The sequence below is a fragment of the Dokdonella sp. genome (assembly GCF_039926425.1).
Classification (GTDB): Bacteria; Pseudomonadota; Gammaproteobacteria; order Xanthomonadales; family Rhodanobacteraceae; genus Dokdonella_A.
Genome location: NZ_JBDSWZ010000098.1, coordinates 1 through 13,660 on the forward strand (window position 1 = coordinate 1; position 13,660 = coordinate 13,660).

Consider the following 13,660-nt stretch of genomic DNA (forward strand, 5'->3'; position numbering starts at 1 on the left):
CTGATCGTCGCCTTGGTTCCAGGCCGGATGTCCGGCACGTAGTTCTGCGGGACGCTCACATAGACGCGCAACTTTCGCGTGTCCGAGACGACGAACAACTCCTGCCCTTCCCCGCCGCCCACATTGATCAGCGCACCGATGTCGGTCTGGCGCGCGGTAATGACCCCGTCGAACGGAGCAACGATGCGCGCGAAGGTTTTCAATGCCTGCATGTGATCGACGTTCGCCTGCGCGGCTTTGACCAGCGCCTGTTTCGTCGCGTAGTCGCCGGCCTTCTCAGCGGCTTCCTGCTTTGATACATAATTTTTTCCGAGCAACGACGTCCAGCGCTTTGTGGTCGATCCTGCAAGGCTGGCATTCGCCTGCGCGCTGACCAGATCGGCCTTTGCCTGCAGGATCTGCTGGTCGAGGTCGGGCGTTTCGATCTCGGCAAGAAGTTCGCCCGCCATGACCGGCGAACCGATGTCGACCTTCCAGCTCTTGAGGTATCCGCTGACGCGCGCGAACAGCGACGCCCTGGAGTACGCCTCGAAGCGTCCGGGGAGGTCGAGTTTGGCAGCCTGGTCGGCGCTGCCAGGCGTCACCACGGCCACCGTCGGCACGGCCTGAGCGTCGGTCCAGTTGCGCAGTTGCGCGTCGCCCGACGCGCGTTTGGTCAGGCCGACCGCAACCACGCCCACGATGACAATGGCGGCAAGGACCGCGGCGATGCGCAACCCGCGGCGCGACACGTTCGGTGCTGCAATATCAGACGGCATGAAGATCTCCGACAGCGGGGCGCGCCGCGTGTTTCTCGCCGTGACGTCGATGCACGATGCTGAAAACGACGGGTACGAAAATGAGGGTGGCAATCGTCGCAAAGATCAATCCTCCGATCACCGCACGCCCGAGAGGCGCGTTCTGTTCACCGCCTTCGCCGAGTCCCAGCGCCATCGGCAGCATGCCGATGATCATCGCAAGCGCAGTCATCAACACGGGTCGGCATCGCACGAAGCCCGCTTCGATGGCGGCGGCGGTCGCGTCCCCGAGTTCATCGAGACGCTCGCGCGCAAAGCTGATCACCAGCACGCTGTTCGCGGTTGCGACGCCCATGCACATGATCGCCCCGGTCAACGCAGGCACCGATACAGGCGTGAAGGTCGCAAACAGCATCCAAACGATGCCTGCGAGCGCGGCGGGCAGCGCGGTGATGATCACGAATGGATCGGCCCACGACTGGAAGTTGACGACGATCAGGAAATAGATCAGCACAACCGCGCCGATCAGTCCGAAAATCAGTCCCTCGAACGCGTTTTCCATCGTGCGGACCTGGCCGAGCAGCACGACGCTGGTTCCTTTCGGAACGCTCTGCGCCGTGTCCGCCAGCACGCGGCGGAGGTCGGCTGCGACGGCACCGAGATCGCGACCCTGGGTCGTCGCATTGATCTGCACCATCGGCTGGATATCGTACTGACTGACCATCGCGTTGCCGCTGCTGCGCGTGAAGTTGGCAAACCCGCCGAGGATCTGCGATCCGGATGTGCCGCCAATCGGAACGTTCGCAAGCGAGCTGAGCGAGTCCAGGCGGTACTGCGGGGTCTGGATGACGATCGGATAGGACACCCCATTCTGCGGATTGAGCCAGAACGTCGGCGAGACCTGGCTGCTTCCGGCAAGGTTGACCACCAGATCGTTGGTGACGTCGCGCGTGGTGATGCCGACTTCCTGGGCACGCGTGCGGTCGATATCCACCTTGAACACCCGGGCGCTGCGCGACTGCTGGATGCGCGCATCCGCGACTCCGGCGATCGCACGGATCTTCGGCAAAAGCACATTGGCATAGTCGAAACCCGCGTCGAGATTGGCGCCGCGGATCTGCAGATCGATCGGTGCCGGCGATCCGAAATTGAGGATCTGGCTGACGATATCGGCGGGCGGGAACGAGAACGTGACGCCGGGAAATTCGCGCGGCAATGTCTCGCGCAACTGCTTGACGTAGTCGGCCGTGGGCCTGTGTCCTTCCTTCAATGCGATCTGGATGTCGCCGTCCTGCTCGCCCATGATTCCCGTGTTGTTGTAGGTCAGATTGATGCTGCTGGTCGACAGGCCAATGTTGTCGACCATCACCGCGATCTCGTCCGGCGGGACGATCTGCCGGATCGCCTTCTGGATCCGCGCGAACTGGTTTGCCGTTTCCTCGACGCGCGTTCCCACCTGCACCCGCGCATGCATGAGGATCTGGCCTCCGTCCACGGCGGGAAAAAAATTGCGGCCTAGAAAGGGTACGAGCAGGAATGACAGCAAGACGAAACCCATGAAAGCGCTGACGAAGACGCCGCGGTGGAGCAGCGTCAGTTTGAGAAGTTCCCGATATCCTGCGCGAAAACGCTCGAATCGCCGTTCGAATCCGCGCTGAAAACGCACCAGCGGATTGCGCGACGGCACACCCGACTGCTGGTCGTGCGACACATGCTTCTGCAGCAGGTACTTCGCCATCGTCGGAACGAGCGTGCGGGAAAGGAGGAACGAGCACGCCATTGCGAACATCACGGCCTCAGCCATCGGCACAAACAGGAAACGCGCAATGCCCTCAAGGAAGAACATCGGCACGAACACGATGCAGATGCACAGCAACGAGACGAATGCGGGTGTGACGATCTGGTCCGCGCCATCGAGGATCGACTGCTCCACTTCCTTGCCCTGCTCGAGATGCCAGTTGATGTTCTCGATCGTCACGGTGGCGTCGTCAACCAGGATTCCGACCGCAAGCGCGAGGCCTCCCAGCGTCATGATGTTGAGCGTCTCTCCGAGAGCGGCAAGGCAGATGATCGCGCCGAGAATCGACAGCGGAATGGACACCGCAATGATCACCGTCGAGCGCCAGCTGCCGAGGAACAGCAGGATCATGATGCTGGTGAGCGCCGCCGCAATGACGCCTTCGAATGCGACGCCCTTGATCGCCGCACGAACGAACAAGGACTGGTCGTTGATTGGCGCGACCTCGAGATTCTCGGGCAGGCCGGGCTTGATCTCGGCCAGCTTGGCCTTGATGCCTGCGACAATCGCCAGCGTCGATGTCGCTCCATTCTTCAGGACCGACATCAACACCGATCTCGCGCCATCCACGTGCACGATGTTGGTCTGCGGCGCGTTTCCGTCACGCACGTTGGCCACGTCGCGAATGTAGATGGTGGCGCCATCGACCACCTTGACGGGCAGATCACCGAGATCGCTGATCGCCGACGGCGCGTTGTTGAGCTGCAGCGTGTACTCGAACTCGCCGATCTTCTGGGTGCCCGCGGGGGTGATGAGATTCTGCGCCGCCAGCGCGCTGGACACATCGGCGGCCGACAGACCGCGCGCGCGCAGCGCCGATGGATCGAGGTCGATCTGAACCTGGCGACTCTTGCCACCGAACGGATAGGGAATCGCCGCCCCCGGCACCGTCACCAGCCGCGTTCGGATCGTGTTGAGGCCGAGGTCGGCAAGGTTCTGCTCGCTGAGCCCCTTGCCGGAAAGCGCCAATTGCAGGATCGGGACCGTCGAGGCGTTGTAGTTGAGGATCAGTGGCGGCGTCGTACCCGCTGGCATCTGCTTGACGACGGTCTGCGAGATCGCCGAAACCTGCGCATTCGCGGTTGCGACGTTGACGCCTGGCTGGAAAAAGATCTTGACGATGCCGAATCCCTGATACGAGTTCGCCTCGATGTGTTCGATGTCGTTGACGGTCGTCGTCAGGACGCGCTCGTAAAGCGTGGTGATGCGACCGGCCATCTGGTCCGGCGGCAGGCCGGTGTATTGCCAGGCGACCGCAATCACCGGGATGCGGATCTCCGGAAAAATGTCGGTCGGAGTCCGCATCGCTGTCAGCGGCCCGATGATCAGGATCAGCAACGCGAGGACGACGAAGGTGTACGGGCGTTGCAACGCAACTCGGACGATACCGATCATGCGGATTACCGGAAGGGGCTGGAGCAGCGCTCCAAACTAGGTGCTGTGCGTCCTCAATCCAAGAGGCGCGCGGATGAACAAATCTTCATTCCCGCTCAGCGACGAGAGCCTGACGCCACCAACGCGTCGCCCCAGCAGCGCACGCTGACACACGCACCGCCGCTTGTACTGTCGCCAATCGACAGCTGGAAACCATGCAGTCGCACGATCGCGGCGACGATGCTCAGACCGAGACCATAGCCCGGCGCCGAAACCTGCCGACCCGATTCGCTGCGGTAGAACCGTTGGAGCACGGCTGCCCTCTCGCCACTCGGTATGCCGGGTCCGCTGTCGATCACGTCGACCCGCGGCCCCTGATTTTCCATGGCTGCACGAACGCAGACCTTGCCGCCCGCCGGCGTGAACTTGATCGCGTTGGCAACCAGGTTGCTCAAGGCCTCGAACAGCAGATGAGGATCTGCGTGAAGAGTCGCCTCGACCGGCAACTCGACGCGCAAGGTGATCCCATTGTCTTCGGCAAGCGGGGCATAGAGTTCGTGCACCTGGCGCAAGGTCATCCCCAGATCGACGCGCGTAAATCCGCTGCGTCGATGCAGGTCTTCCAGTTCCGAAATGCGCAGCAATGCGCGGAAGCGGTCGAGTAGCGCATCGACATCGGTGATGCAGCGCTCCAGTGCGCGCGCATCGTCATCGCCGCGCGCGTCGTTTCCCTGCAGACGATGCAACTGCGTGCGCAGACGTGTCAGAGGCGTGCGCAAGTCATGCGCGATGTTGTCGCAAACGCCCTTCACTTCGCCGATCAGCCGTTCGATTTCCGTGAGCATGCGGTTGACGATCGCAGCGAGCAGGTCGACTTCGTCGCCTCGCCCGGAAACCGGCAGGCGACGCCCGAGATCGCCACGGGCGATCGGTTCAATGGCGGCCTCGATCGCACGCAATCGACGCAACGGTCTGCGACTGAGCAGGAGACCGCCGATCAGACCCGGAATCACGGTCAGGGTAAGACCCCACAGCAGCGCCTGGCGAATGATCGAACTCACCTGGTCGATGACGCGGGTGTCGCGTGCGATCACCAGCCATTCGCCGCCCGGAAGCCGACTGACGATGCCTCGCGCCGGTTCGCGGTGGTCCTGGCCACGGCGGTCGAGTCCCAGCGGCAGCGCATGGATCAATCCGTCCGCTGGAATGTCGGTCGGGACGCGCTCGATGTTTCCATCGATGTACCGGCCATCGGCGGCGAACAGACCGAGAGCCATCACGCCGCGCAGGTCGAGCGCGCCGGTGGCTTCGAGTGCGGCAGGGAGTCGCGATCGCTCGATTGTTTTCAGGTAACTGGCCCGTTGCTCGACAATCTCATCGACCACCCGTGACAGATAGCGTCCGGTTTCCCAATAGACGACGCCGAGCAGCACGATGCTCCACACCAGGAAGAATGCGCCGTAGATCAGGATCAGGCGCGTCGTCGCCGATCGCCAATGGTCACTCAGTGTCAGCAAGGCGATATCCGAGTCCGCGGACGGTGCGGATCAGCGGCACGAAACCCGCCGGGTCCACTTTCTTGCGCAAGCGGCCGATATGCACGTCGATCACGTTCGTTCCCGGATCGAAGTGGTAACCCCAAACCGCTTCAAAAATCATCGTTCGTGTCAGCACCTGCCCCGAATTGCGCACCATGAATTCGAGCAGCCGGAACTCGATGGGCAGAAGATCGAGGGCCAACGTACCGCGCCTGGCGCCACGCTCGATCAGATCGAGTTGCAGATCCGCGACGCTCAGCACGGTCGAGCGACCACCCGACTGCTGTCGGCGCAACAGCACTTCGACCCGGGCGACCATTTCATCCGGTGCGAACGGCTTCGTCAGATAGTCGTCGCCGCCCGCACGCAGTCCACGGATGCGTTCGTCGACATCACTGAGCGCGCTGATCATCAGCACCGGAGTCTGCACTCCCATCTTGCGCAGCTCGGTGACCAGCGCGAGACCGTCGAGACCGGGCAACATGCGATCGAGCGTGATCGCGTCATACGCACCGGCGATCGCGCGCTGCAGGCCTTCGCGGCCATTATCGATCCAATCGACCTCGTTTCCGCGACGGCGCAACTCGGCCACGATTTCGCGCGCCGTGACGGCATCATCTTCAATGGTCAGTACCCTGGGCATGCCGCTACGCTTGCGGGTATCGGCCCTGGAATCAAGCAAAGCGTTCCGTGATCGCACTGTTACCGCATCCTGTTGCATCAGCCGCTTTCCATCCGGTCCGATTTCCCATACAATTCCGCGCTTTCCGTGTTCAGAAACCTTTACGAGGCGTTCCATGAAAGTGCTGTCGTCCCTCAAGTCCGCAAAGAAGCGCCATCGTGACTGCAAAGTCGTCCGTCGCCGCGGCAAGGTTTTCGTGATCTGCAAGAGCAACCCGCGTTTCAAGGCGCGTCAGCGCTGAGCGGTTTGTAACAGGGTTTTCCGGAAAGGGCCGCAATGCGGCCCTTTTCTTTGCGCCGTTCCGCAAAATGCCGCGCAAGGCATGGAACGGAGTGCGCGCTTCTGCTACAAAGACCGCTGTAGGCAGTTCGACCGTTCTTCCTTTCAGAACAAGGATTTGAGCCATGCTTGTGAAGTTCGTTCTCGCTACGGTGTCCATTGCTGCGGCAGCGGCACTCATTCCCGCCGCTCGCGCCGATACCCTCGATGTCCAGCCGGCGAAGACGCCGCATCGACATGCGCGCCATCATCACGTCGCGGAAGGCGGCAATGTGCCGAGCCGCGGCATGAGCATGGGCCAGGTCGAACGACGCTTCGGTGCGCCGATCGACAAGCTGCCGTCCGCGGGAGGCGACGCTCCGCGTCACCCGACCATCAACCGCTGGCGTTACAACGGCTACACCGTCTACTTCGAGCGTAGCCACGTGATCCATAGCGTCATGGACGCAACAGCGCCGACCCCGGCGTCCTGAGCCGATGACTTCTGGTTTCCGTCTGCCCGCGGAATGGGAACCGCAGGCAGCGGTGGTGCTTGCATGGCCCCATGCAGCAACCGACTGGGCTCCCCGACTCGCACAGATCGAAGTGGCCTACACTGGCCTCGTCAGTGCGATTGCGCGTTTCGAAGATGTGGTCATCTGCGTCGCGAATGTCGAGATCCGCGCCCATGCCGCTGACTGTCTCGAGAGGTCTGGTGTGGATTCCACGCGCGTGCGTTTCGTCGAAGTGGCGTATGACGACACGTGGTTGCGCGACTCCGGCCCCCTCACCCTTCTCGACGGCGATGCGTATCAGCTCGTCGATTTCCATTTCACCGGCTGGGGCGGAAAATTCGAGGGAAGTCGCGATGACCGCCTCGTTGAAGCGCTGATCGGACGCAATCTTTTCCACGAGGCGACGCATCGTCGAATCGACTGGGCGCTCGAAGGAGGCGCGATCGAATCCGATGGCGCGGGCACGATCCTCACGACATGGCGCTGCCTGCACCTTCGGCACCCTTCCATGCGTCGCGATGACATCGAGCGGACGCTTTCCGACGCGTTCAATGCACAGCGCATTCTGATGCTTGATCATGGATATCTGGAAGGCGACGACACCGATGCCCACATCGATACGCTCGCGCGCTTCGCGCCGGACGATGCGATCGTGTTCCAGGCGTGTGACGACCCTGTCGATCCGCACTACGCGGAGCTCGCCCTGATGCGCGACGAAATCGCGGCGCTGCGAACTGCGGCGGGGAAGCCATACACGCTGCATCCTTTACCGTGGCCGCGCGCGATTTTCGATGGTGGACGTCGACTGGCTTCGTCGTACGCGAACTATCTCATCGTCAACGGCGGTGTCGTGATGCCGGCCTACGGTGATGCAGCGGACGATATCGCCGCCCGTGTCATTGCGCAGGCGCATCCAGGACGCGAGGTGGTGAAGGTCGATGCGCGCGCTCTGATCTGGCAGAACGGCAGCGTGCATTGTCTCACCATGCAACTGCCTGCCGGCAGTCTTGCCGACGGGCATCGCCCCTGATTCAAGCCGGGTCCGGTTCGGTGACGAAGCCGATCGTTTCAATACGACAGGTGCCACGCCCGGATTCTTTCGCCTGATAGAGCATCGCATCGGCCTTTGCGACCAGCACCGCCGCGTCCGGCGGGTCGCCACGGCACACCGCAATACCGATACTGGCACCGACCGTCACTCGAAGGTTCTCTTCATGAAGCTCGAACGGTTGCGCCATCGCGTCGACAAGTTTTTGGGCGATCGTGCGGACCCGCTTCATGTCAGGAACGTGTTCCATGACGACGGTGAATTCATCGCCGCCCAGGCGCGATACCGCGTCCGATGCCCGCACCTTGTGGGTGAGACGTGCCGAGAATGCGCGGATGAGTGAATCGCCGACGGCGTGCCCGTGCGTATCGTTGACCTGCTTGAAGCGGTCGATGTCGAGGTAGAACACGGCGAGCAGTGAACGTCCATCTCCCGCACGCACGATCGCTTCGTCAAGCCGTTCGTAGAACGCAGCGCGATTCATCAGCCCGGTCAGGTGATCCATCCGCGCGAGATGGATCAGCCGCTTTTCCTCGCGTTTTTTCTCGGTGACGTCCTGCACCATCGCATGCACGCCAATCACCCCGGTGCCATCGCCGGCCGCTTCGGGAATGAAGGTGATCTCCACGCAGCGATAGCTGTCCGCCTCCCCTTCCTCGTCTTCGAACACCACACGTTCACCTGCGAGCGCCTGATCGAGGTAAGGCGTGCGGCGGGCGAAGCGATCCGCGCCAATGACGTCCTTCACATGCATGCCACCCATCTCCTGGCCGTCCAGCCGGTACGCTTGGCGAAACGCTTCGTTTGCGAAAACGAGGCGCAGATCGTCGTCCAGATAGGCGATCTTCAGGGGCAGCGTATCGGCGACGGTGCGCAGGCGTCGCTCACTCAGCTGGAGTGCCTGTTCCACCTCGCGCATGGTCGTGATGTCCTGTGCATGGCCCATCACGTACGAGGAGCCCTCGGCGTCGACGTAGACGCGATTGCTGTACTGCCATTCGAGTACAGACCCGTCGCGATGCACGACGCGCATCAACCCGGCGTCCTCACCGTTGGCGATGATGCGCTGCAGGTAGTTGTCCGACAGGAAGCGCATTTCCGGCGGCGAGAGATCGCGCAGCGGCGTCCCGAGCAACTGCGCGACACTGCGACCAAGTGCAGAGGCGGTTGCCGGATTGACCGACAGCACGATGCCATCGAGGTCATGGATGCAGATGAAACCCATGCTGTGCTGGAAAAAGTCGCGGAATCGCCGTTCGCTTGCCTCGAGCCCACGCATCGCCCGGCGCTCGGCGGTGACATCGCGCGCCTGTGCGATAAAGACGTCGTTTCCCCATTGGGGCAACGCTTGCGCGAACACATCCACTTCGATGGTACCGCCGCGTTTGCGCCGATGGCACCACAGACCTGCCGCATCCGAGGATGACGGGGCGCCATCGGCCATCGTGCGCGCATCGGAAACCCGCAGATCGGTCAACGTCATCGACAGGAATTCGGCTTCGCTGTATCCGTAAGCGACAACTGCGCATGCATTCACAGCGAGAAACTTCAGACTAACCGCATCACAGACCCACATCGGATGCGGGTTGAAGTCGAACAGCCGACGCAATTGCGCGGCACGTTCACGATGCCCCGGCTCACGTCGCGCCTGCGCGACGCCGTGGCGCAACGCATAGCCCAGCAGCTCGGGCCGTCGTTCATCGGGCGAAAGGCAGTCGTTCGCGCCCGCGGCGAGCGCACGATTGCGCAAGGCCGGCGATTCCTCGTTCAGCAGGACGATCAGCGCCGCTGTCGTTGTGTGCTCGCGCAGGCGTTCAAGCACCTCGATGCCGCCCGCATCGCGCATCTGCAAGACCAGCGCATCGCAATGCGATTCATCCAGCAGCGCCAGCACCGCGTCGAGATCGCTGCAGACAGTCACCGAGATCGCCACGCCGCAATCTGCAACCAGCATCCGCAATGCAGCGCGCGCGTCCGCGTCAGCGAGGATCGCAACCTGCAGCGTGCCGGTCATCGCTGGACAGTCGCATTCATGGCCACTCAGCCCCGGGTGCGCATGGTTCTGGAACCCCATGCTAGCGGTCGCTCACAAGGTTGTCTGCCCCGATCCGCGCTACCATATTCGATTGGCAATGCCGACAGATCATTCCATGACGCAAAAACGACTCAAAGTCGCTCTTCTGCAGGAGACCGACCGGGGTAGTGTTCAAGCCAACCTCGACGCGATCGAAGCGGGAATGCGTGAAGCCGCAGGTGGCGGTGCGCAGCTCGTGCTGCTGCAGGAGCTGCACAACGGCCCGTATTTCTGCCAGCACGAACGTGTTGACGAGTTCGACCGTGCCGAGCCGATTCCGGGCCCCAGTACGGAGCGGATCGGTGCACTGGCTGAAGAACTCGGTCTGGTGGTCGTCTCGTCGCTGTTCGAGCGACGGGCAGCTGGCCTGTATCACAACACGGCCGTCGTGTTCGACCGCTCGCGGGCAATTGCCGGCAAGTACCGGAAAATGCACATTCCGGATGATCCCGCCTTTTATGAGAAATTCTACTTCACGCCTGGAGATCTCGGGTTCGAGCCGATCGACACGTCCGTCGGCCGACTGGGTCTGCTCGTGTGCTGGGATCAGTGGTACCCGGAAGGTGCGCGCTTGATGGCACTGGCCGGTGCAGACCTTCTGCTCTATCCCACCGCGATCGGCTGGGATCCTTCCGATGCGCAGGACGAAAAAGATCGCCAGCGCGATGCGTGGATTACGGTGCAACGTGGTCATGCCGTCGCGAACGGCCTGCCCCTGCTCGCCTGCAACCGCACGGGATTCGAATCCGCCCCGGATGGCGGGCGCGGCATCCAGTTCTGGGGATCGAGTTTTGTCGCCGGACCCCAAGGTGAATTCCTCGCACAGGCGTCCACCGATCGCCGCGAGCTTCTCTTCGTCGACATCGATCTCGAACGCAGCGAACAGGTTCGTCGCATCTGGCCGTTCCTGCGTGACCGTCGAATCGATGCCTATGCGGATCTCACCAAGCGGTTTCGCGATTGAACGCGCACGAGCCGGCCGCTTCGTCCGCAACCGGAGCATTGACAGCCACGCCGGTCGACGTCCTCGACGGCCAACCGATTGCGCGCGTTCGGCGCGGAGACGTCGACTATGTCCTGCTCGGCACGGCGCACGTTTCACGGGTCAGCGCGGACGCGGTGCGCGCAATCCTGGAGCGCGAGTCGTTTGATGCGGTGGCAGTTGAATTGTGCGAGTCGCGCTTCCAGTCGATGCGCGATCCGGAGGCCTTCCGCAAGCTGGATCTCTTCCAGGTGATCCGCCAAGGCAAAGTCGGACTGATCGCCGCAAATCTCGCGCTGTCGGCATTCCAGCGTCGCCTCGCCGAACAGTTCGGCATCGAACCGGGCGCCGAGATGAAGGCCGCGATCGACGGCGCCGATGCCCGTCACCTGCCGATCTGGCTGGTCGATCGTGAAATCGGAATCACCCTCAAGCGTGCGTACCGCAGTGTCGGCTTCGTTGACCGCCTGTCGATTGTCGGCGGCCTCGGAGCGAGCCTGCTGACCCGCGAAGAGGTCAGCGAGGACGAAATCGAGAAGCTCAAGCAAGGCGACCTTCTCGGCAGCATGTTCAACGAGTTCGCGCGCGAATCGCCGCCGCTGTATGACGCGCTGATCGGTGAGCGTGATCGCTACATGACGGCGCGCCTGCGCGAGAAATCGCAGGACGGCAGCGCGCAACGCGTGCTGGTGGTGATTGGTGCCGGACACCTCGCCGGCATCGAACGCGAACTGGCGGCGCAGATGGATGTTCCGCGTCCGTTGATCGAGAGGTTGTCCACCACCCCGCCGGCGTCGCGCTGGCCCAAGTGGTTTGCAATCGGTGTGTTCGTTTTGATTGCGGCGGCGATCGGGTATGCATTCACCCAGGGAACCGCGAAGGGCACCGATGCACTGGTCACGTGGATCGTATTCACCGGGGGATTCGCCGCGCTCGGCGCGATTGCCGCGGCCGCGCATCCATTGAGTGTAATCGCCGCATTCATCGCCGCGCCGCTGAAGCCGTTTCGTCCCGGCATTCCCGCCTCGGCAATCAGTGCCGGTGTCGAAGCCTGGCTGCGGAGACCGCGCGTCGCCGATTTCGACACGCTGCGCGACGACGTCGCGCACTGGACCGGATGGTGGAAAAACCGCATCGCGCGCACGCTGCTGAATTTCATGTTCGTCACGCTCGGCACCCTGATCGGCGAATACGCCGCAGGCTTCCGCATCATCAAGAACCTGTTCTGAAGACCTTTCCAATGAAATTTCCGACCTTTCTGCGCAAACCGCGCTGGCTTTCCAAAGATCCGCAGACGCGCCTTCTGGGCGTCCTCAACGACGGCGAGAGCGAACTTGTCGCCAGCCTCGGGCGCATTGCGCGGGAGGACGAGGATGCGAAGATCCGAATCGCCGCGATGAAGCGCCTGGCCGATGCGGGCATCGTGCAGGGCGTTGCGCATGATGACGTCGACCCGGCGGTCCGCGTCCAGGCCCGAGCGCTGTGGCTGGATCTTCTGACAGGCACTCACGCGTCGTCGCCGTCGCTCATCGAGCGGATCCGCCTGCTCAAGGCGCAGGACGACAACGAACTGATCGACCATATCGTGCGTCGGGCGCGCGAGCCCGAATTGCGGCGTGCGGCCCTCCAGCGGATCACCCGATCCACGATCCTCCTGGATCGCGCAGTGCAGGATCCCGATCCCGCGATTCGCCTCGAACTGGTCGAGCGTATCGACGACGAAGCGCAACTCACGCGCCTCGCGGAACGAGCGCGCAAGACCGACAAGCAAGTCAGCCGCCGCGCGAAGGAGCGCATCGAAGCGTTGCGCATTTCACGCGGCGACGACGCCACCGTCGATCTGCGCGCGCGCTCTCTGTGCGAACAGATGGAACAACTGGTGCGTCAACCTCGCCACGTCGAGGCGGAGGCGGAAATCGCGTCCCGATGGGCCGGCGTCGAGGCTGGCGCATCCGAAGCTTTCCGCAGTCGTTTCAAGGCGGCCCAGGCGCTGCTGGAAATCAGCCGCAATCCTCCACTCAAACCTGAAATCATCGTCGAAGCCGCTGCGGAACCTGTTGAACCGGTTGCGCTGTCGAATTCCACAGATAGCGACGCTGAGCACGCCGACGTGTCGTCCGGCGAGCCCTCGGATCCGGCGATCGATGCGGACGAAATCATTGCACCGATGATTGCACAGGCGCGCTTTGCCGCTTCGATCGAGGAGGCAAATGCCGAAAAGACGTTGCATCGTGAGCGGCAGCAAGCGTTGCTCGCGGAACTGAAAGAAGGCCTTGCTGCAATCGATACCGCCATCGACAGCGGAGTCGCTGCTCAGGCGCATGCCGCTCGCAAGCGGGTCGATGCCGTGCGACGTCGACTCGACGCTGCGTTGCCGCCTGCGCTGGCGCAATATCTTTCCGCGGTCGAGGCGCGCTATGCGGAAATCAGCCGTTGGCAACATTGGGCAGACAACCAGAGACGCCGCCAGTTGCTGGACGACATCGAGGCTCTCGCAACCAGCGGCCTGCATCCGGATGCGGTGGCGACGCGCGTTCGAGACGCACAGCTCGAATGGACGCGGCTCGATGCGATCGAAGGAAGCGACGCGTCGAAACCGGGCGGCTTCGCACGTCAGTTCCATGCTGCCTGTCGAGCAGCGCTCGCACCGACCC

At 62.7% G+C, this 13,660-nt stretch carries 11 protein-coding genes; 6 read left to right on the forward strand and 5 right to left on the reverse strand.

Features of this window, described 5'->3' with window-relative positions:
* The 4 genes from ABIV12_RS06500 to ABIV12_RS06515 form a co-directional block, all read right to left on the reverse strand.
* Positions 1 to 758: efflux RND transporter periplasmic adaptor subunit (locus ABIV12_RS06500; RefSeq protein ID WP_348057459.1), on the reverse strand; the 758-nt coding region annotated here is incomplete at its 3' end.
* Positions 748 to 3,930 (reverse strand): efflux RND transporter permease subunit, encoded by a 3,183-nt coding sequence (locus ABIV12_RS06505; protein ID WP_348057461.1) that lies wholly within the window; start codon positions 3,928 to 3,930, stop codon positions 748 to 750. The genes ABIV12_RS06505 and ABIV12_RS06500, both read right to left, overlap by 11 nt.
* A gap of 95 nt (positions 3,931 to 4,025) precedes the next feature.
* The gene (locus tag ABIV12_RS06510) at positions 4,026 to 5,426 is read right to left on the reverse strand and encodes a HAMP domain-containing sensor histidine kinase (RefSeq protein WP_348057463.1); all 1,401 of its coding nucleotides are present in this window, start codon (positions 5,424 to 5,426) and stop codon (positions 4,026 to 4,028) included.
* Positions 5,410 to 6,090, reverse strand: coding sequence for a response regulator transcription factor (locus tag ABIV12_RS06515; RefSeq protein ID WP_348057465.1), 681 nt, complete (start codon positions 6,088 to 6,090; stop codon positions 5,410 to 5,412). Before ABIV12_RS06515 ends, ABIV12_RS06510 begins: the two co-directional genes overlap by 17 nt.
* A 154-nt stretch (positions 6,091 to 6,244) precedes the next feature.
* Here ABIV12_RS06515 and ykgO point away from each other — a divergent pair, with 154 nt between their 5' ends.
* From ykgO to ABIV12_RS06530, 3 genes are all read left to right on the forward strand, one after another.
* Positions 6,245 to 6,370: a type B 50S ribosomal protein L36 gene (gene ykgO, locus ABIV12_RS06520; RefSeq protein ID WP_291187865.1), complete on the forward strand. Its 126-nt coding sequence runs from the start codon at positions 6,245 to 6,247 to the stop codon at positions 6,368 to 6,370.
* 163 nt (positions 6,371 to 6,533) lie between these two features.
* The gene (locus tag ABIV12_RS06525; RefSeq protein WP_348057468.1) at positions 6,534 to 6,881 is read left to right on the forward strand and encodes a hypothetical protein; all 348 of its coding nucleotides are present in this window, start codon (positions 6,534 to 6,536) and stop codon (positions 6,879 to 6,881) included.
* A gap of 4 nt (positions 6,882 to 6,885) precedes the next feature.
* Positions 6,886 to 7,932 (forward strand): agmatine deiminase family protein, encoded by a 1,047-nt coding sequence (locus ABIV12_RS06530; RefSeq protein WP_348057470.1) that lies wholly within the window; start codon positions 6,886 to 6,888, stop codon positions 7,930 to 7,932.
* Between the two features lies 1 nt (position 7,933).
* On the opposite strand, the gene ABIV12_RS06535 is transcribed toward ABIV12_RS06530, so the two are convergent.
* Positions 7,934 to 9,964, reverse strand: coding sequence for a diguanylate cyclase (locus ABIV12_RS06535; protein ID WP_348057472.1), 2,031 nt, complete (start codon positions 9,962 to 9,964; stop codon positions 7,934 to 7,936).
* A gap of 136 nt (positions 9,965 to 10,100) precedes the next feature.
* Here ABIV12_RS06535 and ABIV12_RS06540 point away from each other — a divergent pair, with 136 nt between their 5' ends.
* The 3 genes from ABIV12_RS06540 to ABIV12_RS06550 form a co-directional block, all read left to right on the forward strand.
* Positions 10,101 to 10,988, forward strand: coding sequence for a carbon-nitrogen hydrolase (locus ABIV12_RS06540; protein ID WP_348057474.1), 888 nt, complete (start codon positions 10,101 to 10,103; stop codon positions 10,986 to 10,988).
* A 38-nt stretch (positions 10,989 to 11,026) separates the two neighbouring features.
* Positions 11,027 to 12,235 (forward strand): TraB/GumN family protein, encoded by a 1,209-nt coding sequence (locus ABIV12_RS06545; RefSeq protein WP_348057477.1) that lies wholly within the window; start codon positions 11,027 to 11,029, stop codon positions 12,233 to 12,235.
* Positions 12,236 to 12,246: 11 nt separating this feature from the next.
* Positions 12,247 to 13,660, forward strand: a 1,414-nt coding sequence (locus tag ABIV12_RS06550) for a hypothetical protein (protein ID WP_348057475.1), incomplete at its 3' end; no start/stop codon positions are given.